The following is a 23,082-nucleotide window of genomic DNA, read 5'->3' as shown; positions in this document are numbered from 1 at the left end:
TGCGACGAAGGCCGCCTGGGGAACGGACCGGTCGACCTGGAAAAGTCCAGGCCACCCACGCGACGGCGCGCGGGCGGGTCCCGGGCGGGGCTCGATGAAACTTTCAGCCGACTCGACCGGCTCCGCGAACCGATTGAAGGTTCAACCTGAATGAACGCCGGGGGCTCGGCCGGTTGTGGATCTTCAAGTGGCAGGCATCACAACCTACGAAACCGTAACTTACGCTACCGTAGGTAGAAGGAGGTCTGCGATGACGATGACGGGAGAAATGCCGGTCAAGCCTCGTTTGCGCGGGTGGCTGCACGCGGGCGCGCTGCCCGCCACGCTGGTCGCCGGCCTGGTGCTCGTGGCGCTCGGCCCCACGCTTGAGGCCCGGCTGGCCTCGGCGATCTACGCCTTCACCTCGGCGCTGCTGTTCGGCATCTCGGCGACCTACCACCGGGGAACGCTCTCGCCGCGAATCGCCGACGTGCTCCGGCGTCTCGACCACGCCAACATCTATCTGATCATCGCCGGGACGCACACGCCGTTCGCCCTGCTCGCCCTCGACGGGGCGGCGCGCGTCGCCGTCCTGGTGGTGGTGTGGGCGGGCGCCCTGGCCGGGGCGGTGTTCCGGATGACCTGGCTGAACGCGCCCCGCTGGCTCTACACCGCCCTCTACATCGCCCTGGGCTGGACGGCGGTGTTCGCGCTGCCGCAGTTGCTCGAAGGCGCCGGGGTCGCCGCCGTCACCCTGGTGATCATGGGCGGCGTGCTCTACAGCGCCGGAGGTGTCGTGTACGGCCTGCGCCGCCCGGACCCCTCGCCCCGATGGTTCGGCTACCACGAGGTGTTCCACGCGTTCACCCTCGCCGCCTACGTGCTGCAGTACATCTCCGTGTCGCTGGTCGTCTACTCGGCCGGGTGAGCGGACCTCGTGCCGCAAATCAAGCGAATAACCCAAAAAATCGCATTGATGGCGAAGTCGGACAAAAGGCCTGAGTGCCACCAAAAATCCGGTCAGGGCCCGGCGGCGATCGGAACGGAGGCGGCGGCGACGGTCCAGGGGGCGGGCCTGGGGGCGAGGGCGAGGCCCGCGGCGCTGACCGCGAGGGCGAGCAGGACGTAGAGGGAGATGACGGTGGTGGTGCCGGAGAGGTCCAGCAGGAAGATGGAGATGATCGGGGCCAGGCCGCCGCCGACGACGCCGGCCGCCTGGTAGCCGAGCGAGGCACCGCTGTAGCGCAGGCGGGTGGAGAAGCGCTCGGCGATGAACGCGGCCTGCGGGCCGTACATGGCGGCGTGGGCGATCAGGGCGACGATGACGGCGAGCATGATCGCGAGGGTGGCGGCGGTGTCGAGGAGCGGGAAGAAGGCGAAGATCCAGAGCGCGGCGGCGGCGACGCCGGCCAGGTAGACGCGGCGGCGGCCGAAGCGGTCGGACAGGGAGCCGAACAGCGGGATGAGCGCGAGCTGCACCGCGGAGGCGACGAGAAGGGCGTTCAGGGCGACGCCGGTGGGGGAGCCGGGCATGTCGGCCAGATAGCTGAGCACGTACAAAGTGAAGACGTAGTAGGCGACGTCGACGCCGACGCGCGCGCAGAACGCGGAGATCAGCGCGCGGGGATGCGTGACCAGCACCTCCACCAGGGGCCGCCGGGCCCGGTCGGGGACGGCGGCGAACAGCGGCGACTCGGCGACGTCGGTCAGCACCCACACGCCGACCAGGGCGAGCAGGCCCGACAGCAGGAACGGCAGCCGCCAGCCCCAGGTGAGAAAGGCGTCGCCGGGCAGCAGCCCGGCCGCGCCGAACAGCGCCGCGGACAGCAGGTTCCCGGCGGGCACCCCGGCCTGGGCGAGGCTCGCGTACAGGCCGCGCCGGTCGGCCGGGCCGTGCTCGGTGAGCATGAGCACCGCGCCGCCCCACTGGCCGCCGAGGCTGATGCCCTGCGCGAAGCGCAGCACGCCCAGCAGGATCGGCGCGGCCAGGCCCATGGTCGCGTACGTCGGCAGCAGGCCGATCAGGAACGTCGCCAGGCCCATCACCAGCAGGGTGACGCCGAGCACGTTGCGCCGCCCCACCTGGTCGCCGAAGTGGCCGAACAGCACCGCGCCGATCGGCCGGGCGACGAAGCCGACGCCGAAGGTCGCGAACGACAGCAGGGTGCCGGTCGCCGGGTCGGCCGCGGGGAAGAACAGCGGGCCGAAGACCAGGGCGGCGGCGGTGCCGTACAGGAAGAAGTCGTACCACTCCAGCGAGGTGCCGAGCACGCAGGCGACGACGACCTTGCGCGCCCGGATCGCCGCCCTCACTCGCACCCCTCGAAGCGCGGGACGTGCACGGAGGACAGGTCCAGGCCGGTGCCGCCGAACCACTTGGTCAGCAGTCGGGCGGCCGTGCCGTCCTGGTACATGTCGGTGATGGCGCGGTTGAGCGCCTCGCAACCGTCCACATCGCCCTTCCGCATGCCGACGCCCGTGCGCTGCTCGTTGAACCGCGCGTTCAGCAGTCGCAGGCCGCCGCCGTCGCGCCGGGCGAGCCCGGCGAGGATCACGTCGTCGGTGGTGATCGCGTCGAGCGTGCGCGCCTTCAGCAACGCCAGGCACTCGTCGTAGTCCCGCGCCCGCACCGGTTTCGCGGCGACCTGCCGTTCCTCGACCACCCGCTCGGCCGCGTTCGACCCCTCGACCGCGCAGATCGAGCGCCCGGCCAGGTCGCGTACGCCCGCGATGTCCTTCTCCTCCGGCCGCACCAGAATGTCCTGGTAGGAGATGTGGTACGGCCCCGCGAACGCCACCCGCCGCTTGCGCTCCTGCGTCACCGAGAAGGTGGCGAGCATCAGATCGGCCGACCCGTCGAGCAGCAGCCGCTCACGGTCGGCCGCCGGCGCGGGCACGAACCGCACCCGCGCGCCGAGCCGCCCCGCCAGGTAGGCGGCCACGTCCACGTCGTACCCCTCGAACGTGCCGTCCGCCTTCCGCACGCCCAGCCCCGGCAGGTCGGGCCGGACGCCCACGGTCAGCGTCTCCTTCCCGAGGATCGAGTCGCCCCCGGCGCCCCCGCCGCAGCCCCCGGCCACGGCCGCGACCAGCCCCAGCCCGGCCAGCGTCGCCGCCGCCCTCGTCGCGATGCGCATGACCTCCTCCTCGCGCCCTCAGCGGTACTCGTTGAGCCGCGGCCGTACGCCCGCCACCACCAGCACGGCGATGGAGATCATCGAGGCGGGCAGCAGGAACCACAGGTCGGCCATGCCCGCCTCGCCGTCCGCGATCGCCCGCTGGAACACGGCCCGGCGCTCCTCGGCGAGCCTGCCGAGCAGGTCGTCGTAGGCGGCGGACGCCGCGTCCACCGCGCCCAGCCGGACGGCGACGGCCTCCTCGTCCCGATCGCTGGCCGCCAGGCGGCGCAGCTCGGCGTCGGCGCGCTGGACGCCGTCGTACACGCGCAGCGCCTCGACGGCCCGCTCCGGCGTGCCGCGGGCCAGCGCCGTGCCGAGCAGGCCCGGGTATCCGCCGGGCGGCGGGGCCGTGGCAGCGGCGTTCGCGGCCTGCCCGTGATAGGAGGGGACGTTGACCGCCTCCAGGTAGAGCACCGCCCGGGCGGCGTCCAGGTAGGTGTGCTCGTAGGTGTCGGCGCGCTCCGGATCGATCAGGTAGCGGGTCTGGTCGCCGTGCATGTCGCCGCTGATGGCCCGGGCCCTGGCCAGGGCGAGCACCGAGTCGAACCCGTCGCGTTTGGCCGTCAGCAGCGCGTCCGACTCGCGGCCGAGCACGACCACCCCGGCGTAGGCGTAGATCGCGGTGATCGCGGTGGCCACGACCAGCGCGGGCGCGACGAGCCGCCGGAACCGCCGCGTCAGATATCCCTGGAGCACGACCAGGGATCCCAGCGCGAGCACGCAGCCGACCGCCACCACGAACCGCCCCGCGCCCATCGAGGCGCGGGCCTCGTCGTGCGTACGGCGCACGATCGTGCCGCTCTCCAAGGTGAGGTTGTACGCCTGCGGCAGCAGCTCGGCCCGCATCAGATCGGTGGCCTGCCGGTACACCTCCAGCACGTTCTCGGGCGGCGACCCGGCGGCGTGCCGGGCCTGCTCGTCCAGGAGCATGGCCCGGGAGGCCAGTTGTTCGTAACGCCCCAGCCCGTCCAGCACCGCCTGAATCGTCCGGCCCTCGGCCGCGTCGTCCCCGGCGAGCGCCGACGCCCGCAGCAGCGCCCGCCCCGCCTCGGTACGCCGCGCCGCATAGCGCTCCAGCGCCTGCCGCCGCCGGTCGGCGTGCTCGTTCCCGAGCAGTAGCACGAGCGCGACCTGCCCGTCCATGTCGCTGAGCGCGTGATACAGCCCGGCCGTCGCCAGCACCTGCGGACCGGCGTCGTGCCCGATCACCTGAAGCCCGGTCCGGGCGCTCTGCGTGGTGACGGCGAGCGTGGCGAACAACAGCGCCAGCGCGGCGATCGTGACCCCGGTGAGCAGGCGGATCCGCCCCGGCACGCCGCTGCCCCGGCGCGAGCCCCCGGGCAGGGCGCGGGCACGTGCCGCGATCGCCGACGACGCGGCCGGGTCCGGCATCGCGACGGAAGAAGCGGACGACGCAGCCGCGGACTGGGCCCCGGACTGGGACGCGGCGGGACGAGAAGCGACCGGCGGCGTCGCCGACCGGGTCATGGCCCCGCCTTGCCCGAATAAATAAGCATCGCTAAGTGGTCATTTAGCGTCCTGCACATAATCCTGTCAAGGAACTTCACGGCCTCGCCCACAACCATCGTTTCCATCTGCCGGTTCCGTGCGGCGGTGGGCGATTCGCGGGCAGCGGTTTCGATGGCACGCCACGTCTGCGGTGTGCGGCGCGAGGCCGCGGGCGCGGTGAGCGGGCGGGATCGGCCGGCGGTGGACGGGTGAGGGTCGGCGTGACACGTTCGGGATAAGGACCCTCATAAGGGACAGTCCTGTTTTGCCGATCGCCGGAGGTGCGCATGAAACTGCATGTGCTCGACTGCGGAGCGATGAGCTGCGATCTGACGTGGCTGTTACTCAAGCCCGGACGGAGCATCCGGTCCAGGGCCGACAAGGACCGGCCGGTCGAGTGGTATCCGTGCACCACGCACGCCGTGCTCGTGGAGACCGCGGAGGGGACGCTGCTGTGGGACACGAGCTGTCCCCGGGACTGGGAGACGCGGTGGGTTCCCACCGGATTGCAGGAGTTCTTCCCGTACGACCAGGTCACCGAGGAGCAGTACCTCGACGCGCAATTGGGGCGGCTCGGCGTACGGCCGGAGGATCTTGACTATGTGGTGCTGTCGCACCTGCACTTCGATCATGCTGGCAATGCGCGGATGTTCGCCGGGACCGGGGCGAAGCTGATCTGCAACGACAAGGAGAAGGAGTTCGCCTTCGGGTTTCCGGGCGCCTTCTCCGGAGCACATCTCAAGGCCGACTACGAGGGGCTGGAGTTCGAGACCGTGTCCGGCGACACCGAGCCGCTGCCGGGCGTCACGCTCATCGAGGCCCCGGGCCACACGCCCGGCACGATGGCGATGCGGGTGGACCTGCCCGAGACCGGCACCATGATCTTCACGTCGGACGCCGTGTACATGGGGGACTCCTACGGCCCGCCCGCGACCCCGGCCGCGATCGTCAACGACCTGGCCGCCTGGTACGCCTCGGTGGAGAAGATCCGATCGATCGCCGAGCGAAGCGACGCCACCGTGGTCTTCGGACACGACGCCGAGCAACTCCGGGCCATGCGGCGTGCGCCCGACGGCTTCTATCAGTGAGGAGGCCGCACATGTCCAGCGAATTCAACGGCGAGTCCGTCTTCACCTACGGCGCGCCCGCCCTGAAGTTCGGCTCCGGCGCCTCCGCCGAGGTCGGGTACGACCTCGCCCAGTACGGCGTGCGCCGCGCCCTCGTCGTCACCGACCCCGGGGTCGCCGCCACCGGGCACCCGGCGCGGATCGCCGAGCAGATGGCCGCCTTCGGCATCGAGGCCGCCGTGTACGACGGCGTGCACGTCGAGCCCACCGACGACAGCATGCGCGAGGCGATCGAGCACGCCCGCGCCACCGGGCCGTGGGACGCGTTCGTCGCCGTCGGCGGCGGCTCCAGCATCGACACGGCCAAGGCCGTCAACCTGCTCACCACCAACCCCGGCGAGCTGATGGACTACGTCAACGTGCCGGTCGGCGGGGGACGCGCGCCGTCGCAGCCGCTCAAGCCGCTCGTCGCGGTGCCCACGACCACCGGCACCGGGGCGGAGAGCACCACCGTGTGCGTGCTCGACGTGCTGTCGCTCAAGGTCAAGACCGGCATCAGCCACGTACGGCTGCGCCCGGTGCTGGCCGTCGTCGATCCCGACCTCACGCTCACGCAGCCCGCCGGGGTGACCGCGTCGGCCGGGATGGACATCCTGTGCCACGCGCTGGAGAGCTACACGGCACGGCCGTACACGGCCTTCGACCGCAAGCGGGCCGAGCAGCGGGTGCCCTACTGCGGGGCGAACCCGGTGTCGGACATGTGGGCCGAGCGTGCGATGGCGCTGCTGGCCACGTCCTTCCGCGCCGCCGTGCGCAACGGCGACGACGCGCGGGCGCGGGGCGACATGGCGCTGGCGGCGACGTTCGCCGGGCTCGGGTTCGGCAACGCCGGGGTGCACATCCCGCACGCCAACGCGTACCCGATCGCCGGGCGGGTGAAGGACTTCCACCCCGACGGCTATCCGGACGACGAGCCGCTGGTGCCGCACGGCATGTCGGTGGCGTTGACCGCGCCCGAGGCGTTCCGGTTCACGTTCGAGGCCGCGCCGGAGCGGCATCTGCGGGCCGCCGAGCTGCTCGAACCCGGCGCGGACCGGCCCGACGACCCGCGCGAGCATCTGCCGGGGGTGCTCACCCGGCTGATGCGGGACATCGGCATCCCCAACGGCATCGGCGGGGTCGGCTACACCGAGGCCGACGTGCCCGACCTCGTCGAGGGCACGATGAAGCAGCAGCGGCTGCTCGCCACCTCGCCCCGGCCCGTCGACGAGGACACCGCCGCGGGCATCCTGACCCGGTCCGTGCAGAATTGGTGAGGTGACCTGCGTGCCCATCTATGACCTGCGTTGTGCCGGGGGACATCGGTTCGAGGTGATCCAGTCGTTCACCGCGCCGCTGCCCGCCTGCCCGCAGTGCGGCGCGGACACGACGAAGATCCCGAGCCGGTTCGGGATCGGCGGGCGGGCGTCCGTCCCGCCGCCGCCGGAGGCGATGCCGCAGACCTGGCGCGGCACCTACCACGCCGACCGCGAGTACGTCGCGGAGCTGCGCCGTACCGTCGACGAGCGCCGCAGGCTGGAGGAACGGCATCCCGAGCTGGCGGGGGACCGCCGTCCGATCCTCGCCCACGAGGGCCGGTACGAGGGCGCGCCGCTGCGCGCGGGTGATCCCCTGCCGGGCGGTTCTGCGGCGGATCGCGCCGCGTCCGGCGGGCCTGCCGAGTCCAGTTCCGCGTCCGGTGGTTCGGGGGCGGGGGGTCGGATGTCAGGCCGTTCCGCGTCCGGTGGTTCGGGGGCGGGGGGTCGGATGTCGGGCCGTACCACGGCCGGTGGGTCGGCGGTGGACGCCCTCGGGGCGAGCGGGTCCGCCTCCGCGCCCGGGGACGCAGGAGCCGACAGGCCCACGGGCACCGGTTACCGGCTGGGCGAGGTCCGGCACGGGGGAGAGGGGACGAGCTGAAGGCCGACGAGCTGGCGCGGGCGCTGCGGGAGGCCGGCGTCCGGGAGGTGGACGTGTCGGCTCGGCGGCGGGCCGAGTACTCCACCGATGCCTCGCTCTATCGGGTGCCGCCCGCCGCCGTGGCCTTTCCCCGGGACGCCGGGGAGGTCGCGGCGGCGCTGGAGGTGTGCCGTGCGGCGGGGGTGCCGCTGACGGCTCGGGGGGCGGGGACCTCGATCGCGGGGAACGCCGTCGGGCCGGGGCTCGTACTGGACTTCTCCCGGCACATGGGCGCGGTGCGGGAGGTGGATCCGGAGCGGCGGACGGCGCTGGTCGAGCCGGGGGCGATCCTCGACGCGCTGCAACGTGCCGCAGCGCCGTACGGGCTGCGGTTCGGGCCCGATCCGTCCACGCACGGGCGGTGCACGATCGGCGGGATGATCGGCAACAACGCGTGCGGGTCGCGGGCGCTCGCCTATGGGCGCACCGCCGACAACGTGCTCGAACTGGACGTTCTCGCGGGGAACGGCGAGCGCCTCACGCTGGCCGGGGCGGGATCGGGTGCGGGCACCGGTCCCGGGGGATTCCCTGCGCGGAGTTCCGCCAGAGCGTCCGGAGGCGACCTCGGCGGGCTCACCACGGTTTCCGGCGGCGGCGCGGATGCCCCCGCTGGAGGGCTCGCCGCGGTTTCCGGCGGCGCGGGCGCCCCCGCTGGAGGGCTCGCCGCGGCCTTCGGCGGCGCGGATGCCTCCGCCGGGGGCCGGGACGTCGGAGCCGGGGGAACGCTGGCCGAGGTGCGGCGGGTGATGGCCGGGGGGCTCGCGGTGGCGCGCACCGAGTTCGGGCGGTTCACCCGGCAGATCTCCGGCTATTCGCTGGAGCACCTGCTGCCCGAGCGGTACGACCCGGCCAAGGCGTTCGTCGGCAGCGAGGGCACCTGGGGGATTCTGCTGGGGGCGCGGGTGCGGCTGGTGGAGTCGCCGCCGCATCGGGTGCTGCTGGTGCTCGGGTACCCGGACATGCCGTCGGCGGCCGACGCGGTGCCCGCGCTGCTGGCGTACCGGCCGATCGCGCTGGAGGGCATCGACGCACGGCTGGTCGAGGTGGTGCGCACCCGGCGCGGCGGCTCGGCGGTGCCGCCGCTGCCGCGCGGCGCGGGGTGGCTGCTGGCCGAGTTCGGCGGGGACACGCCCGAGGAGGCGAAGGCGGCGGCCACCGCCGTGCGCGGCGTGGGGGCGCTGGAGACGCTCGTGCTCGACGATCCGGCGCAGGCCGCGAAGATCTGGCGGATCCGTGAGGACGGGGCCGGGCTCGCCGGGCGCACCCCCGAGGGCCGGCCCGCCCACGCCGGGTGGGAGGACGCGGCCGTGCCGCCCGAGCGGCTCGGGGCCTACCTGCGCGAGTTCGACGCCCTGCTCGCCGGGTACGGGCTGGGTGGCGTGCCGTACGGGCACTTCGGCGACGGCTGCCTGCACATGCGCATCGACTTCCCGTTCGACCGCGGCGACGGGCCGAAGGTGTTCCGCGCGTTCCTGCTGGACGCCGCCCGGCTGGTGGCCGCGCACGGCGGATCCATGTCCGGCGAGCACGGGGACGGGCGGGCGCGCGGCGAGCTGCTGCCGCTGATGTACTCGCCCGAGGCGATCGGCCTGTTCGCCGCCGTCAAACACGCCTTCGACCCCGACGACGTGCTCAACCCCGGCGTGATCGTACGGCCTGCCCCCCTCGACCGCGACCTGCGCCTGAGCCCGCCACCGGCGATCGGCCACCCGACCGCGTTCCGCTACCACCACGACGGCGGCGACCTGGCGGCGGCCGTGCACCGCTGTACCGGCGTCGGCAAGTGCCGGGTCCCGGTCGGCGGGAGCGGCGTGGTCATGTGCCCGTCGTACGTGGCCACCCGCGACGAGAAGGACTCCACCCGGGGCCGGGCCCGCGTGCTGCAGGAGGCGGTCAACGGTGCGCTGAAGGGCGGGCTGCGCGCCCCCGAGGTGCGCGAGGTGCTGGACCTGTGCCTGGCGTGCAAAGGCTGCGCCTCCGACTGCCCCACCGGCGTGGACATGGCCACCTACAAGGCCGAGGTGCTGCAGCGGACCTACCGCCGCCGGCTCCGGCCGCTGTCGCACTACAGCCTCGGCAGGCTGCCCCGCTGGACCCGGCTCGCCGGGCTCGCCCCGCGCGCCGTCAACCGGCTGCTCGGCCTGCGGCCGGTGGCGGCGGCCGTGCGGCGGCTCGGCGGCATGGACGCGCGCCGGCCGCTGCCCGCGTTCGCCGAGCGGCCCTTCCGCCGCTCGCTCGGCCGCTCGCCCGGGGTCCTGGCGGGGGAGGGGCCGCCGGTGCTGCTGTGGGTGGACTCCTTCACCGACGGATTCGCCCCGCGCGTGGCCTGGGCGGCGGTCCGGGTGCTGGCCGCGGCGGGCTTCGCCGTGCGGGTCCTGGACCGGCCGGTCTGCTGCGGCCTGACGTGGATCTCCACCGGCCAGCTCGACGCCGCCCGCCGGATCCTCGGCCACGCCGTCGCCGCCCTCGCCCCGTACGCCGAGGCGGGCACCCCGATCGTCGCCCTCGAACCGTCCTGCGCCGCCGTGCTGCGTTCCGACGCCGCCGACCTGCTCGACCCGTCGGCGGCGATCCCGCGGGTGGCGACGCTCGCCGAGTTCCTGACCGGCCTGCCGGACTGGACGCCGCCCGACCTCGGCGGCCTGGAGGTCGTGGCGCAGCCGCACTGCCACCACCACGCCGTACTGGGCTGGGACACCGACCGAGAGCTGCTCGCCCGCGCCGGGGCCCGCGTCCGCGCCGTCGGCGGCTGCTGCGGCCTCGCGGGCAACTTCGGGGTCGAACGCGGCCACTACGACGTCTCGGTCGCCGTCGCCGAATCGCAGCTCCTGCCCGCCATCCGCGAAGCCGGCGCCGACGCGGTCGTCCTCGCCGACGGCTTCTCCTGCCGCACTCAGATCGACCAGCTCGCCGGCGTCCGGGCCCTCCACCTGGCCGAACTCCTGGCCGAACTCCTCGCCGGCGACCGTCCCGGCGCTGATCGGCCGGTCGATTCGCGATGACGGCCGACCGCGAGCGGTCAGGCCCGGCACCCGGTGGATGCCGGGCCGTACCCGGGGTGGGGCGGCGGCGTGTCCGGGGAGGACTTCGCTCGCCGGGAGTGGGCGTCAGATGTCGAGCTTCTCCTCGATCTGCTTGAGGCGGTGGCGGGCCAGGGCCAGGTTGGCCCGGTTGCGGTCGAGGGCCACGTAGAGGAACAGGCCCTGGCCGCTGCGGCCCGACAGGGGGCGGATCACGTGGTACTGGGTGCCGAGCGTGATGAGGACGTCCTCGATGATGTCCTTGAGCTGCAGGGAGTCCATCGTGCGCATCTTGGCCTTCACCACCTCGGTGTTGCCCGCGGCGGCGATCTGCAGGTCCAGGTCCTTGCCGCCGCCGAGGGCGCCCAGCGCCATGCCGCTGTTGTAGTCGACGACGACGGCGCCGAGCGCGCCGTCGATCGCCATCATCTCTTTGAGCGAGACGTCCAGGCTGGCCATGGTTTTCTCCAGTTCTCCGGTTGATGGTTCTCCGGCTCGGGGGGTTCCGGCCGGTGGTCCAGTTGGCGTTTGGGCAGGTGCCCGGGTTGGTTGTCCGATTCGGGCGTCGCGACCGGCTCGCCCCGGTACGTCGTGACGTGCGGCACCGACCGGTCGCGGACCGGGACGCGTTCGGCGACGGCGGCGAGCTTCGCCGCGGTCTTGCGCCCTTCCAGGCGCAGCAGGCCGAGGTTGGTCCCCGGCCCGGCCAGCACCGTGAGGACGAGCGTGGCGCCCGCGGTGTAGCAGGCCGCGAAGCCGGTGGTGCCCGAGATCAGGGTCTCCTCGAAGCGGCCCAGGCGGGCCAGGTCGGCCATGCGGCGGGTGAGCGAGAGGACGGCCGAGGACAGCGCCGCGGTCTGCTCGGCGTCGTCGGCGAGATCGGCGGTGACGAGGATGCCGTCCACGGTGCAGACGACCGAGCCGGTGACGTCCCGGGTCCGCCTCCGCAGCAGAAGAATCTCCTCGCGCACCTCCTTCCGCAGTTCCAGCACGGTCGACTTCCTCCTTCCGTAGCGCCTCACAGCAACTCCTCCAGCGCCTTCCGCAACCTCATGAGCAGACTCACGTCGGTGGGGTCGCCGTTGACCGCCGGCGCGAGCCGCGGCGGCGGGTCGGCCGTCGGCCGGGGGACGGCCGACGGCCCGGGCAGGGCCGCCGCCCCCGGGATGCGGCGAGGCAGCCCGACGGCGTTCGCCGCGAGCAGGTCGCCTGCCGTGTCCTCCGGTACGGCCCGTGCCGCCCCGGCCTCCGCCGGCAGGGCCGTTGCGGTCGTGGCCTGGGCCGTCGTGTCCTCCGCCCGGGGCGCGTCGGTGTGCGCGCCAGGAGCGGTTCCCGCGCGCGCCGAGGCGGCAGCGGGCGCGGGAACCGCCGGTTCCGGGCGGCGCAGCAGGCCGGCGGCGGCCAGGTGGCGTACGGCGGCCAGGGTCGCGTAGACCGGGCGGCCGAGCCTGCGCGCCAGCTCGGCCGGCGTCGCGGATCGGTCGGCGTGCACCAGCAGCTCCCACTGCAGGGCGGTCAGCACCACCCGCTGGCCGGGCGGCCGGGCGACGGGAACGACCGGTTCGGCGTCCAGTTCGTCGGACGGCCAGATGTTGTCCAACTGCGTCCTCCTGCGCTCGCACTCGCGGATGAGGCCCGTCACGTCGGCGTGCCAGTGCACCCCGAGCCAGTGCCGGTCGCCCGCGCGGAACCGCTGCCGGGTCCCGGTGGCGGCGAGCACGAAGTACGCCGCGTCGGCGATCGCGCGGAACACGCAGAACTGCAGTTCGCCGCGGGTCAGCACGCCCTGCCGTACGAGCGCCTCCCCGCCGTCGGCGGTCCCGGCCGCCGACCGCCGGGCCCTGCGTACGGCGGACGCGGGGACGCGGGAGGAGGCGGTGAGGATCTCCTCGATCCGGGGGGCCACGGCGCTTTCGACATAGGTGACGCATCCGTCGGTGAGGTAGATGGTCCCGGCTCCGCCGACGCGGAGGGCGCCGGTCGCGCGGTCCTCTGCGAGACCGGCGAGCAGGATGGGGAGACGCTGCCCGGAAGAGGCCATACGTCACGTGACCTCCTCGGTCGGACGGGACGATCGGGTGAGCGGGCCGGTCATGCGGTGACGAGGCGGCCGGAGATGGCGGTCAGGCGGTGGCGGGCCAGCGCGATGTTCGCCCGCTCCCCGTCCAGCCGCAGGTAGATGAGCAGCGGCCCCTCGAACACGGTCTCGACCGGTTTGAGCAGGTGGTGGCCCTTGTCGGTGGTCACGATCACGTCGTTGACGCGGATCGTGCCGCCCGGGGTGGCCAGGGCGACGCCGTCCATCGTCGCGCGGAGGGTCTCGCTGAGCGCGGCGGCGGACTGCTCGACCCCGGCGGCGGCGCCGACGCCGGCGGTGGTGACGGCCATGCCCGTCGTCGGATCCACCAGGATCACGTCCACGGCGCCGGGGATCGCCATGACCTCGGAAAGACAGTCTTCTATAGCGAGCACGGATTCGCTCCTCGTGAGATGAACCCGCCCCACCTTAGTGAGCCGTCACATTAACAACAGATGTGACAATCAGTAGCATATAAGAAATGACTACCTGGTGGAGTAATTTGCACTCCTGTCAGGCAGGATTGCAGAACCGCACATGCAAGCATGAATGTAATTCACAACAACCGGGAAAGGATGGTGGATGCGTTTTTGCCTGAATTGTAGAAGTGAGTGGCAGTGGCGAAGTATGGCAGAATAGCCCGATGAGTCATGGCGAGTCCCGTACGGTGGCGGGTGTCGAAGTCATGCCGATCTGTGATGCGGTGGGGGCGATGGGGGAGTCCCTCCGTCTCCCGGTCGAGGAGACGTTCCCGGGCGCCTCCCCCGACGACTGGACAGGGCTGACCACCGACGCATGGATCCTGCACTTCCACTGCCACCTGCTGCGCGCCGACGGACGCCTCGCCCTCGTCGACACCGGCGTCGGCGGCCGCACCTCGCCCGCGTCGAGCTGGGCCCCGGTCCCCGGCACCCTCGTCGCCCAACTGGCCCGGCTCGGCGTCGCCCCCGCCGACATCGAGGCCGTGGTGCTGACCCACCTGCACAGCGACCACTACAGCGGCGCGCTGGGCGAGCACGGCCCCGCCTTCCCCAACGCCCGGCACATCCTGCAGCGCGCCGAGGCCGACGCCGCCGACGATCGGGTCAAGGACGTTCTTCTCCGCCCGCTCGCCGACCTGCTGGAGATCGTGGACGGCACGGCCGAGGTGATTCCCGGCGTACTGGCGCATCTGGCGCCCGGTCACACCCCCGGCCACCAGATCGTGGAGATCGGCGACCTGGTCCTCACCGCGGACCTTCTCCACCACCCGGTTCAGCTCGCCAACCCCAGGGTGACCTACGTCTACGACGACGACCCCGAGCGGGCCGTGCGCACCCGGATCGAGATACTCGACCGCGTACGCTGCCGGGGCGGCACGATCGCCCCCGCCCACTTCGCCGAGCCCTTCGTCGACCTGACACGTTGACGGACGCCCGCCCCCCGGTGTGCCGAACCCCGTACGGGCCGGGTGAATAATGTCCCATGGCGATGTACCTCCCTCTCGGCGCCGGCCGTTACGAAGCCACCCAGCACACCCAAGGCCCCTGGGATCCGGGGCAGCAGCATCTCGGCCCGGTCACCGCGCTGCTCGTACACGAGATCGAGCGCACCCCCGGGCTGCCGCTGGCCAAACTCGCCGTCGACGTGTTCGCCCCCGTGCCCGTCGGCGAGGTCACCGTGCGCACCGAGGTCATCAGGGACGGCAAACGCGTCCAGTGCGTCGCCGCCTCGCTCTCCGCCGGCGGCAGGGAACTGGTCAGGGGCACCGCATGGCGGATCCGCCACGGCCAGTCCCCGGCGACGCCCGCGGCGGACGCCCCCGCCCCGGTCCCGCCGCGCACGCCGGTCCACTCCTCCTCCTGGCTCGCCCAGGGCTTCGGGTACGGCAAGGCGATGGACTGGCGGTTCGTCAAGGGCTCGGCGTCGGAGGCCGGGCCCGCCACCGCCTGGGGCAGGGTCACGGTCCCGCTCGTGGAGGGCGAGGAGATCACGCCGATGGAGCGGCTCGCCGTCTTCGCCGACAGCGGCAACGGCATCAGCTCCACGCTGGACTTCGGCTCCTACCTGTTCGTCAACGTGGATCTGACGATCTCGCTGTTCCGCGCGCCCGTGGGGGAGTGGATCTGCCTCGACGCGGCCACCACGATCGGCCCGTCCGGCCGCGGCCTCACCCGCAGCACCATCTTCGACGAGATCGGCGAGGTGGGCTCCGCCACGCAGACCCTCTTTGTCGCCCCTCGCTCCACGCCCTGAGCCCGCCGCTCGCGACGGGGCGCCGCGGATCGCGTGCCGGGCGTACCGGACGGTCGTGGCCGCACTGGCACGCCCCGGCGTGTCCGGTACGTCCGACTTATCCGGTCTTAAGAGGCGGTTCGGGACGAAGGCCGAAAGGGGGCGCTCGTGGCGGGGCCCTGCGGAGAGCCGGTCGCCTCCGGGGGCCGGACCGGGCGGTCACAGCAGCGACATCTGCCCGGTTCCGGCCAAGGGGTCGCGATGCCTTCTCAGGTGACGCCATTGCGGCAGGTCGTCCAGATAGGACCAGGAGAGCCTGTGGTACGGGGTGGGGCCGAGCGCGGCGAGGGCCCGCTGATGCTCCGGAGCGGGGTAGCCCGCATTGTCGTCGAACGCGAACTCCGGATGCCGTGCGGCGAGCCCGGCCATCAGCCCGTCCCGGTACACCTTGGCCAGCACCGACGCCGCGGCGACCGTGACCGAGCGGCGGTCCGCCTTCACCTCGCACCGGACCCGCCAGGGGCCGCGCAGGAAGTCGTGCCCGCCGTCCAGGATGATCGCGTCGGGCCGGTGCGGCAGGGCGTCCAGGGCGCGCCGCGCGGCCCGGCGGAGCGCCTCGGTCATGCCCACCTCGTCGATCTCGGCCGCGCTCGACTCGCCGATCGCGTGACCCGCCAGCCAGTCCGGCAACGCCTCGGCGAACGCGGCCCGGTGCGCCTCGGAAAGCAGTTTGGAGTCGGTCAGCCGCACCGGCCGCCCGCCCCGGCCCGGCAGCACGGGCGGCGGCGGGCAGCCCGGAGCGGCGAGGGCCGCGCACACGACCACCGGCCCGGCCCACGCGCCGCGCCCCACCTCGTCCACCCCCGCGACCCACACCGCGCCCGAGCCGTACAACTCCCGCTCGATGCGGTCATCCGCCGCACGTCCGTCATCGGCACGCACGCCGTCGCCCTGCCCATGCGCCCGCCCGCTCGTACGCCCGTCATCGGCGGAATCCCGGCCGGATGCCGCCGCGGCCACACCGCTCGGGTCGATCAGACCGGGCAGTGCGTCGGCAGCCGTGCCGCGCCGATCACCGCCCCCTTGGCGCCTACCGCGCGTCATATCCCCTCGCCTCTCACATCGCCTCTCACATCGCCTCAGCGCCGGAACCTCGTCGCATCCATCCCGAAGCGTAGGGCGATTGCTTACCGGGCATCCGCTCGGCGGCGCGTCGGTGACCACATTGTGGCCGGTCAGCCTCGTGGGCGGACGGCGGTGATCGCGAAGCGCTCAACGTCGGCGACGTGGCCGCCGGTCGAGGCGACGACGGTGAGCACCTGACCGCCGGCGGCCGGGACGCGGAAGGAGACCTTGGCCGACCAGTAGCGGTTCTCGCCCCCGGCGGGCAGACAGCAGTACTCGCCCACCGGCTGCGACGACGCGCGGCCGAAGACCTGGACGCGGATGCTCTCGTCGACACCGGTGATGCGCCCGCCGACGGTCACGGGGGAGGTGACGGAAGCGCCGTAGCGGGGGACGGTCAGGGAGAACGTGGTGTCGTCGGTGCCGACGACCTCCCAGGGGGCCAAGGGGCCGGTGCCGTACCGGACCAGGTGGATGATGGCGGCGGTGCTGGGGACGGTGCCGGGCTCCGGGCGCAGGCCGACGCCGATCCGGGCGTGGATGCCGGAGACCTTACGGCTGGTGATCAGCTTGAGGTCGCGGAAGCCCAGGTGGTTACGGGTGAAGGCGAGTGCGGTCTGCGCGGCGTCCAGGTGCCATGCCTGGCGGTTGCTCCTGCGGAATTCGTTCTGCCACGCCCGCACCTGGGCGGGGGAGCCGAACGGCCACACCGGCTGGTATCGCCCGGCGACCAGGGACGACTCGCCCGTGGGGGCGGTACGGGAGGCGGAGGGGCGAGCCGTCCCAGGGGTCGGCGTGGACTCCGCCGGGATGGGGGAGGGCGAAGCGGGGGTGGAGAGCGCGGGTGTCGGGGACGGCGAGGGGGCGGCAGGCGCGGGCCGGGCGGGGGACCGGGAGCAACCCGGCAGGGCCGCCGCGCAGACGACGGCCACGATGACGGCGCCGATTCCGGTCAGCGGTGCACGGGTCCTGAGCGACGCTTTCATCGGCCCCTCCTGACGGGTCTACGTCCTTCTAAAATCCCCGGCTGAGGACGGCGTACAAGCGTCGGGCCTAACCGACCCCGCAGCAGGCGGCGATGCTCAGCCGCACGAGTTCCGGTGCCAGCCGGCATACAAGTGCGAGTGGTACGGCCGCCTGATCGTGATCGACCGCTGGCACCCCTCACGCAAGACGTGCTCGGCGTGCGGGCACCTGCTCGCCGGGCGCTCGCACGGCACCCGGACGTGACGGTCCCGTCCTGCGGCACCCGGCACGACCGGGACGTCAACGCCGCCAAGAACACCCTGGCCGCTGGTCGAGCGGTGTCGGCCTGTGGAGCTGACGTAAGACACTCCGGGTCTGCCTGGGTGCGGTCGGCTGTGAAGCAGGAAACCCAGCCCGTCAGGGTTGGGCTCCCCCCGGCTCTAGCAGTGGGGAGGAAGTCAAACCCGGGTGATCGTCACTTGTGGCCGCGCCTCGGCGTCTCGTTTGATCGACCGCAGGGCCGCGCGCAGGACGGCGCCGACGAACGGCGAGACGGCAGCCCAATACCAGCGGAAACGCGTGCGCGAGCGCGGGTCGGTGAGCCTGGTCCTGGCCTCGTAGACGAGCAGGGTACGGCCCGCCCCGTACGGCCGGACGGAGAAGTTGGCCGCGATCTTGCCCCAGCCCGGCTCGGCGAACGACGCGAAGTCGGCCGCCTCGACCCGCCGCCACACGATGTCCGGACGCCAGAAGGTGCCCACGACGCCGAACACGACCTCGGAACCGGGCCGTTCGCCCAGCAGCACCCAGTCGGTGCCGGAGTCGAGGTCGTCCAGCGTCGCCCGCTCGGGCCGGGGCGGGGCGGGCCTCCGGCCGAGCCGGCCGGGGAGCCGGTGGGGGAGTTCGCGGGCCCACATCAACGCCTTCACCAGCGGCCCGCCGACCGACATCAGGTCCAGTTCGCGTGCGGCCCGGTACGTGGCGTCCGTGGGGGCCTCCACGACGATGTGCTCAAGGCGGGAGAAGTCGTATTGGCCCATGAAGGAGTCGATGAGCAACTCCTCCTGCTCGGAGGTTTCCCGTACGGTGGGGGTCTTCTCGGTCATGTGCCGCCTCCTAGCGGTCACGCCCCGGCCCGCCCCCCGCGCCGCCGCGATGACGCCATTGTGACGCAACCATGACGCCGCCATGCCGCGGAGGGCGGCGGGGGACGGGATCAGATGAGTGACAGGTGGACGGGTTCGCGTGCCCCGGTTGCCTGGGCGACGTCGCCCGAGGCGGTGGTGAGCAGCTTGCTCGCGAGGTCGGCGAGCGCGCGGGCGACGGCGATCTCGTCTCCGATCACGTGCACCATCGGGTCGGTCGGGTTGCGCCGGGACTGTCCCACGCCGATCAGATGCTTCTCGTCCCGGCTGAACAACACCGCCCGCGCCGACGTCTGGTCGCCCTCCTCGGTGATATCGATTTCGATGGTCCATCGCTTGGCTTCCATGACGGGCCCCCTCCCGAATACGACTTGTCCTCCGTTTCCATAAGATCGCGGGGGCGCGGCGGACGCCAGGGCCGGACGTCGTCATCCGATGGGACCTTCGACCACCCGCGCGGACACGACGGCCGGTAGCGAAAGATATTCCCAAGCCGAAGTTTAGCGGTCATCCTTCGGCCGGATATCGAACCTTCTTTTTCGCGAGTGACAGGGCCGGTTTCCTTTTCTATCGGAATGACGTGCTGCGGACGGTTTGTGGTGTTTTCCGAGTAATGACGCGTCTATTTGCCGTATTGAGAAAGTCGATCATGTCGATCAAGACGCCACCCAATCCCGTCGCCTGCGACGGCGGCCCGGCGGACAGGTTCGTCGTCACGATGGGCTCCCGGATGCTCGCCATCACGCAGAGCGGAGACGTCTGGGGCCATCAAGGCACGGGCGACACGGTCGGGTCGGCGGGTGCCGATCCGTTCGGGCGTGGCCCCCGGCCGTCGCTCGTGCCGATATGGGACCGAGTCTGGTAATCGTGCGGGCTGAACCGAGAGCATGGCATTGCGATCCCCTGCAAGCGCGTGGGAGGCGTGATGCCGCAGCGGTTAGGGCCCCTGCCCGGCTTCCAACCGGGGCCGTTGGACGCGGCCGGCGGTCGGCGTGATCAACGCTTCGAGGTGTTCTTCGACATCGCGGAGCCGGGTGACCGGATCCTGGTGTTGCGCTTCGGAGCCACCCACGGGCCCTGCCCCGACATAGAGCTCGAAATCGACGGCGAACGGCGCGGTCTTTTCCACCCCCGCGTACGGCGAGCGGACCGATCGGCCGTGGACCGCCCCGGGCCGATCGCGGGCGAGGCCGAAATCGAGGTGCGGCTGCCGGCCGAATGGCTCGTGCCGGGACCGCATCGGCTCGCGGTGACCACCACGCTGGACCGAGCCGCCGCCACCGGCCTGCCGGAGGCGCTCGCGCGGAGCCTGGACGACGAGGCGGGGCGGGCGCGCGAGCAGTACGGCAACTGGTTCGGCAGCGGAATCACCTGGCGGGAGATCGTGCTGGTCGAAGCGCCGTCCGGGTCGGCCGAGCCCGCCGACGACCCGGAGACCGAGCCCGCGATCACGCCTGCCGAGTCCGCGATGACGCCTACCGGTACCGTGATGATGCCTGCTGGTTCCGCGATGATGCCTGCCGGGTCCGAGATCGCGTCTGCTGGTTCCGCGATCGCGTCTGCCGGGTCCGAGATCGCGTCTGCCGGGCCCGCGCCGACGCCGACCGAGCCGGGGAGGCGCGGAGCCGAGGCCGATCGTGGGGCACACGCGCCGTCAGTCGTGCCGGGCGCGCTCGCGGCGGATCTGGTGGCCACGCCCCTGTACGTCGAGCGCGAGGGCGAGCCGCAGGAGCTGATCGAGCTGACGGTGACGGTGCCCGCCGGACATGCCTGGCCGAAGACGGCGCTGGTGCGGATGGGCGGGCGGGAGGAGACACTCGGGCTGGAGCGCGACGGGCGGGCGTTCGGGCAGGTGCGGGTGCGGTTCCCGGTGCCGGAGTGGGACGGCGAGATCACGGCCGAAGTGCTGGTGGACGGGCGTCCGCTGGGGCGACGGACGCTGCGGGCGGCGCGTAAGTGGACGTTGCACCTGATCCCGCACGTGCACCTCGACGTCGGCTTCACCGACACGCAGGGGAAGATCCTCGAACTGCACAGCCGCAACCTGGACCGCGCGCTGGCGGCGGCGGACGGTGACTTCGCGTTCTCCGTGGACGGCTCCATGATCGTGCGGGAGTACCTGGCCACGCGGTCGCCGGGGCGGGCGGCGCGCGTGCTGGCGGCGCTGCGGGACGGGCGGATGGCCGTCAACGCCTTCGACAGCCTGTTCCTGTCCGGGGTGGCGGGGCTGGAGGAGATCTACCGCGCGGCGTACGGGGCGGCGCGGCTGCGCGAGGAGCACGGCGTGCCCGTCACCTACGCGAACCTGACCGACGTACCCTCCTACAGCGTCGCACTGCCGTCGATCCTGCGGGCGCTCGGCATCGACGCCTTCGTGGGCATCGCCAACCACGGCCGCGGCGGCAACGCCGAAAGCGACGGCCAGCACCTGCTCAGCCCGGTGCTGTGGGAGGGGCCCGACGGCTCGCGGGTGCTGGCCCACTTCGCCGACCACTACTCCCAGCTGCGGTTCATGGCCGCCGACCCGCAGACGATCAGCGGCGGCGCGCAGGCGATCGAACGCTACGTGGCGGCGTACGACCGTCCCGACCACCTCCCGTCCGACCTGGCGATCATCGGCACCCACGCCGACAACGAGGACCTGGGCGACGGCGACGCCGGCTTCGCCGCCCGCTGGAACGCCGTCTACGCGTACCCGCGGATCCGCGTCTCCACGCTCGCCGGATACCTCGACGCGGTACGCCCCCTGGCCGACCGGCTGCCGCTGTGGCGCGGCGACGGCGGCAGCTACTGGGAGGACGGCGTGGGCACCGGCGCGGCCATCACCGCCGAGCACCGCGCGGCCCAGGCGGCGCTCCCGGTCGCCGAGGCGCTCGGCGCGCTCACCACGCTCGCCGACGACGCCTACCTGCCGCACCGGGCCGAGCTGGACCGGGGCTGGGAGAACCTGCTGTACGGCTCGGAGCACACCTGGACCTGGGCGCACGGCTCCGCCCACCCGCACGGCTCCCAGGTGGGCGACCAACTCGACTGGAAACGGCACCGGGTGCACGACGCCCTGCGCGTCGCGATCGACGAGACGCGGCGCGCCATGAGCAGGCTCGGCGAGCTGGTGACCACCGAGGGGACGGCCCTGCTGGTGTTCAACGCGCTCAACTGGACGCGGCCGGTCGAAATCGAGACGGACGCGTGGCAGGGGACCTGCTACGGCGGGCTGCCACAAGAGATCATGACGGACTGCGGCGGCCTGCGCCGCGTCCGGCTCACCGTGCCCGACGTCCCCGCCTTCGGCTACCGCGTCCTGCCGCAGCGCGCCGCGCCACCCGAGGAGCCCGATTTGTCGGGTCGCGGCACGGGAGATTCCCCAGACGCCGGGGAGCACGCAGGGGCCGGGGGAGGGACCGGGGAGCCCGAAGGCGCGGCCGACCTCGCGCATGAGGGGAATGCAAGAGGCTCAGGGGACGCGGCGGACCCGACCGGCGCCGCCGCATACCGGCCCTCGCCCGAATGGCACCCGGTCCCCGCCACCCTGGCCACCGAGCGCTGGGAGGTGAGCTTCGACCCCTCCACCGGCACCGTGAACGGCCTGCGGCACCGGCGAACCGGGCGCGAACTCCTCGATCCGGACTCGCCATGGCGACTCGGCCAGGTGTTGTACGTCCTCGCTGCGGACGGCGATCCCGGCCCATCCCGCGCGGAGACGGCCCAGACGGGTACGGGCCAAACGGGTCCGGGTCAGGCGGGTTCGGGCCAGTACGCCTCTGGCCCCGGCCTGGCGGTGCGACCCGCGCATTCGGGGGTGCCGCACGAGCATCGCCGAGCCCCCGCCGACCGGCTTACCGACCGGCTCGTCGGAGGGCCGCCCGACCTGTCGGTCACGGTCGTGCCGACGCGACCGGTCGGCCTGCGCCGTACCCACGACGGCTGGCGGCTGCGCACGGTCGGACGGGGGCCGAGCCTGCCGCACGTGGAGGTGGACGTGCTGCTGCGGGACCGCGACGACCGGGTGGACGTGGCCGTGCGGCTGGAGAAGGAGTCGGTGCTCGCCAAGGAGTCGGTGTACGTCGCCTTCCCGTTCGCCGCGGACGAGCCCCGGCTGAGGTACGACCGGCAGCAGGGATGGGTGGATCCGGCCGTGGACCATTCGCCGGGCGCGTGCCAGGAGTGGTTCACGACGCAGCACGGGGTGGTCGTGGAGTCGCGGCAGGGCGCGATCGCCTGGTGCTCCGCCGACGCGCCGCTGTTCACGGCCGGTGACGTCGTACGCGGCACCTGGGCCACCCGGTTCGAGCCGCGCAACGGCACCGTGCTGTCGTGGGTGATGAACAACCACTGGCCCACCAACACCCCGCCCGAGCAGGAGGGCTCCCTGACCCTGCGCTACGCCTTCACCCCCATGCCCGCGTTCGACCCGGCGGCGGCGTCCAGGTTCGGCCTCGAGGTCCGCGGCGCCTCGGCGGTGTCCCGGGTAACCGCCCTGGACAAGTTCGACCGCGAGCCGAGGCGGCTCGGCGACTCCGGCTCGCTGGCAGACCTCGACGCGCCGCACGACCTGCACGTCACGATCGCCGAACCCCGCGATCGGCTGGGGCTCCTGCTGCGCGTGCGGGATCTCGCCGGTACGGCCCGCCAGGTGACGCTGCGTTCCCCGTACGGAGGATCCGGACGGGCGATACTGTGCCACGCCGACGAGCGGGAACTAGGCGACCTGCCGGTCCGCGACGGCCGGTTCGCCCTCGATCTGCGGGCATGGCAGGTTGCGACCGTGCGACTGCGGCCCTGAGCCGCCAACGACAAGAAACG

The 23,082-nt window shown here is 72.8% G+C and carries 20 protein-coding genes; 9 read left to right on the top strand and 11 right to left on the bottom strand.

The features are described 5' to 3' along the window. The first annotated feature begins 250 nt into the window (after positions 1–250). The gene (locus AB0K60_RS15425) at positions 251–907 is read left to right on the top strand and encodes a hemolysin III family protein (RefSeq protein WP_364054016.1); all 657 of its coding nucleotides are present in this window, start codon (positions 251–253) and stop codon (positions 905–907) included. 92 nt (positions 908–999) lie between these two features. Here the strand turns inward: AB0K60_RS15425 and AB0K60_RS15420 are convergent, their stop codons facing one another. Genes AB0K60_RS15420 through AB0K60_RS15410 form a run of 3 tightly spaced genes read right to left on the bottom strand, consistent with a single transcriptional unit; the run spans position 1,000 to position 4,550 of the window. Next, positions 1,000–2,292: an MFS transporter gene (locus AB0K60_RS15420; protein ID WP_364054013.1), complete on the bottom strand. Its 1,293-nt coding sequence runs from the start codon at positions 2,290–2,292 to the stop codon at positions 1,000–1,002. Beyond that, positions 2,289–3,116, bottom strand: a complete 828-nt coding sequence (locus tag AB0K60_RS15415; RefSeq protein WP_364054010.1) for a transporter substrate-binding domain-containing protein — start codon at positions 3,114–3,116, stop codon at positions 2,289–2,291. The genes AB0K60_RS15420 and AB0K60_RS15415 overlap by 4 nt, the downstream gene beginning before the upstream one ends. Before the next feature lie 18 nt (positions 3,117–3,134). Beyond that, the gene (locus tag AB0K60_RS15410; protein WP_364054007.1) at positions 3,135–4,550 is read right to left on the bottom strand and encodes a hypothetical protein; all 1,416 of its coding nucleotides are present in this window, start codon (positions 4,548–4,550) and stop codon (positions 3,135–3,137) included. Positions 4,551–4,954: 404 nt separating this feature from the next. Here AB0K60_RS15410 and AB0K60_RS15405 point away from each other — a divergent pair, with 404 nt between their 5' ends. From AB0K60_RS15405 to AB0K60_RS15390, 4 genes are read left to right on the top strand one after another with little or no spacing between them, the layout of a single operon-like run. Then, the gene (locus AB0K60_RS15405; protein ID WP_364054004.1) at positions 4,955–5,755 is read left to right on the top strand and encodes an N-acyl homoserine lactonase family protein; all 801 of its coding nucleotides are present in this window, start codon (positions 4,955–4,957) and stop codon (positions 5,753–5,755) included. 11 nt (positions 5,756–5,766) lie between these two features. Next, entirely contained in the window at positions 5,767–7,050 is a 1,284-nt protein-coding gene (locus AB0K60_RS15400; protein WP_364054002.1) for a hydroxyacid-oxoacid transhydrogenase, read from the top strand. Positions 7,051–7,060: 10 nt separating this feature from the next. Then, positions 7,061–7,693, top strand: coding sequence for a zinc ribbon domain-containing protein (locus AB0K60_RS15395; protein ID WP_364054000.1), 633 nt, complete (start codon positions 7,061–7,063; stop codon positions 7,691–7,693). 53 nt (positions 7,694–7,746) lie between these two features. After that, positions 7,747–10,734 (top strand): FAD-binding and (Fe-S)-binding domain-containing protein, encoded by a 2,988-nt coding sequence (locus AB0K60_RS15390; RefSeq protein WP_364053997.1) that lies wholly within the window; start codon positions 7,747–7,749, stop codon positions 10,732–10,734. Positions 10,735–10,839: 105 nt separating this feature from the next. On the opposite strand, the gene AB0K60_RS15385 is transcribed toward AB0K60_RS15390, so the two are convergent. From AB0K60_RS15385 to AB0K60_RS15370, 4 genes are read right to left on the bottom strand one after another with little or no spacing between them, the layout of a single operon-like run. Continuing rightward, positions 10,840–11,211 carry a hypothetical protein gene (locus AB0K60_RS15385; RefSeq protein ID WP_364053994.1) on the bottom strand — a complete coding sequence of 124 codons (372 nt, stop codon included), beginning with the start codon at positions 11,209–11,211 and terminating at the stop codon, positions 10,840–10,842. After that, positions 11,178–11,744, bottom strand: a complete 567-nt coding sequence (locus AB0K60_RS15380; RefSeq protein ID WP_364053991.1) for a roadblock/LC7 domain-containing protein — start codon at positions 11,742–11,744, stop codon at positions 11,178–11,180. The genes AB0K60_RS15385 and AB0K60_RS15380 overlap by 34 nt, the downstream gene beginning before the upstream one ends. Positions 11,745–11,770: 26 nt before the next feature. Continuing rightward, entirely contained in the window at positions 11,771–12,793 is a 1,023-nt protein-coding gene (locus AB0K60_RS15375; protein ID WP_364053988.1) for a DUF4388 domain-containing protein, read from the bottom strand. A gap of 50 nt (positions 12,794–12,843) precedes the next feature. After that, a complete protein-coding gene (locus tag AB0K60_RS15370; protein ID WP_364053985.1) occupies positions 12,844–13,224 on the bottom strand; it encodes a roadblock/LC7 domain-containing protein in 381 nt (126 codons plus the stop codon). Between the two features lie 248 nt (positions 13,225–13,472). Between AB0K60_RS15370 and AB0K60_RS15365 the strand changes: the two genes are divergently transcribed. Both AB0K60_RS15365 and AB0K60_RS15360 read left to right on the top strand, forming a co-directional pair. Beyond that, complete coding sequence (locus AB0K60_RS15365; protein WP_364053982.1) at positions 13,473–14,237, top strand: MBL fold metallo-hydrolase; 765 nt, start codon at positions 13,473–13,475, stop codon at positions 14,235–14,237. 56 nt (positions 14,238–14,293) lie between these two features. Continuing rightward, the gene (locus AB0K60_RS15360) at positions 14,294–15,064 is read left to right on the top strand and encodes a thioesterase family protein (protein WP_364053979.1); all 771 of its coding nucleotides are present in this window, start codon (positions 14,294–14,296) and stop codon (positions 15,062–15,064) included. A gap of 198 nt (positions 15,065–15,262) precedes the next feature. On the opposite strand, the gene AB0K60_RS15355 is transcribed toward AB0K60_RS15360, so the two are convergent. The 4 genes from AB0K60_RS15355 to AB0K60_RS15340 form a co-directional block, all read right to left on the bottom strand. Next, positions 15,263–15,985 (bottom strand): ribonuclease HII, encoded by a 723-nt coding sequence (locus AB0K60_RS15355; RefSeq protein WP_364053976.1) that lies wholly within the window; start codon positions 15,983–15,985, stop codon positions 15,263–15,265. Positions 15,986–16,278: 293 nt separating this feature from the next. Further along, on the bottom strand, positions 16,279–17,154 hold the full coding sequence (locus tag AB0K60_RS15350; RefSeq protein WP_364053973.1) for a hypothetical protein: 876 nt from the start codon (positions 17,152–17,154) through the stop codon (positions 16,279–16,281). Between the two features lie 438 nt (positions 17,155–17,592). Continuing rightward, positions 17,593–18,240: a hypothetical protein gene (locus AB0K60_RS15345; RefSeq protein ID WP_364053970.1), complete on the bottom strand. Its 648-nt coding sequence runs from the start codon at positions 18,238–18,240 to the stop codon at positions 17,593–17,595. Positions 18,241–18,350: 110 nt separating this feature from the next. Further along, on the bottom strand, positions 18,351–18,626 hold the full coding sequence (locus AB0K60_RS15340) for a DUF1876 domain-containing protein (RefSeq protein ID WP_364053967.1): 276 nt from the start codon (positions 18,624–18,626) through the stop codon (positions 18,351–18,353). Between the two features lie 302 nt (positions 18,627–18,928). Between AB0K60_RS15340 and AB0K60_RS15335 the strand changes: the two genes are divergently transcribed. Both AB0K60_RS15335 and AB0K60_RS15330 read left to right on the top strand, forming a co-directional pair. Continuing rightward, positions 18,929–19,144: a hypothetical protein gene (locus tag AB0K60_RS15335; RefSeq protein WP_364053964.1), complete on the top strand. Its 216-nt coding sequence runs from the start codon at positions 18,929–18,931 to the stop codon at positions 19,142–19,144. Between the two features lie 60 nt (positions 19,145–19,204). Continuing rightward, the gene (locus AB0K60_RS15330; RefSeq protein ID WP_364053961.1) at positions 19,205–23,062 is read left to right on the top strand and encodes a hypothetical protein; all 3,858 of its coding nucleotides are present in this window, start codon (positions 19,205–19,207) and stop codon (positions 23,060–23,062) included. Positions 23,063–23,082: the final 20 nt, after the last annotated feature.

This window comes from Thermopolyspora sp. NPDC052614, from assembly GCF_040678635.1.
Classification (GTDB): domain Bacteria; phylum Actinomycetota; class Actinomycetes; order Streptosporangiales; family Streptosporangiaceae; genus Thermopolyspora.
The sequence above is the reverse complement of the archived record's forward strand: the minus strand, read 5'-3'. Positions and strand labels throughout refer to the sequence as shown.

Coding starts and splice junctions, on each gene's coding strand:
- AB0K60_RS15425 (WP_364054016.1), top strand. CDS start 251: ATGACGATGACGGGAGAAATGCCGGTCAAGCCTCGTTTGCGCGGGTGG.
- AB0K60_RS15415 (WP_364054010.1), bottom strand. CDS start 3,116: ATGCGCATCGCGACGAGGGCGGCGGCGACGCTGGCCGGGCTGGGGCTG.
- AB0K60_RS15410 (WP_364054007.1), bottom strand. CDS start 4,550: ATGCCGGACCCGGCCGCGTCGTCGGCGATCGCGGCACGTGCCCGCGCC.
- AB0K60_RS15405 (WP_364054004.1), top strand. CDS start 4,955: ATGAAACTGCATGTGCTCGACTGCGGAGCGATGAGCTGCGATCTGACG.
- AB0K60_RS15400 (WP_364054002.1), top strand. CDS start 5,767: ATGTCCAGCGAATTCAACGGCGAGTCCGTCTTCACCTACGGCGCGCCC.
- AB0K60_RS15385 (WP_364053994.1), bottom strand. CDS start 11,211: ATGGCCAGCCTGGACGTCTCGCTCAAAGAGATGATGGCGATCGACGGC.
- AB0K60_RS15375 (WP_364053988.1), bottom strand. CDS start 12,793: ATGGCCTCTTCCGGGCAGCGTCTCCCCATCCTGCTCGCCGGTCTCGCA.
- AB0K60_RS15365 (WP_364053982.1), top strand. CDS start 13,473: ATGAGTCATGGCGAGTCCCGTACGGTGGCGGGTGTCGAAGTCATGCCG.
- AB0K60_RS15360 (WP_364053979.1), top strand. CDS start 14,294: ATGGCGATGTACCTCCCTCTCGGCGCCGGCCGTTACGAAGCCACCCAG.
- AB0K60_RS15350 (WP_364053973.1), bottom strand. CDS start 17,154: ATGAAAGCGTCGCTCAGGACCCGTGCACCGCTGACCGGAATCGGCGCC.
- AB0K60_RS15345 (WP_364053970.1), bottom strand. CDS start 18,240: ATGACCGAGAAGACCCCCACCGTACGGGAAACCTCCGAGCAGGAGGAG.
- AB0K60_RS15340 (WP_364053967.1), bottom strand. CDS start 18,626: ATGGAAGCCAAGCGATGGACCATCGAAATCGATATCACCGAGGAGGGC.
- AB0K60_RS15335 (WP_364053964.1), top strand. CDS start 18,929: ATGTCGATCAAGACGCCACCCAATCCCGTCGCCTGCGACGGCGGCCCG.
- AB0K60_RS15330 (WP_364053961.1), top strand. CDS start 19,205: ATGCCGCAGCGGTTAGGGCCCCTGCCCGGCTTCCAACCGGGGCCGTTG.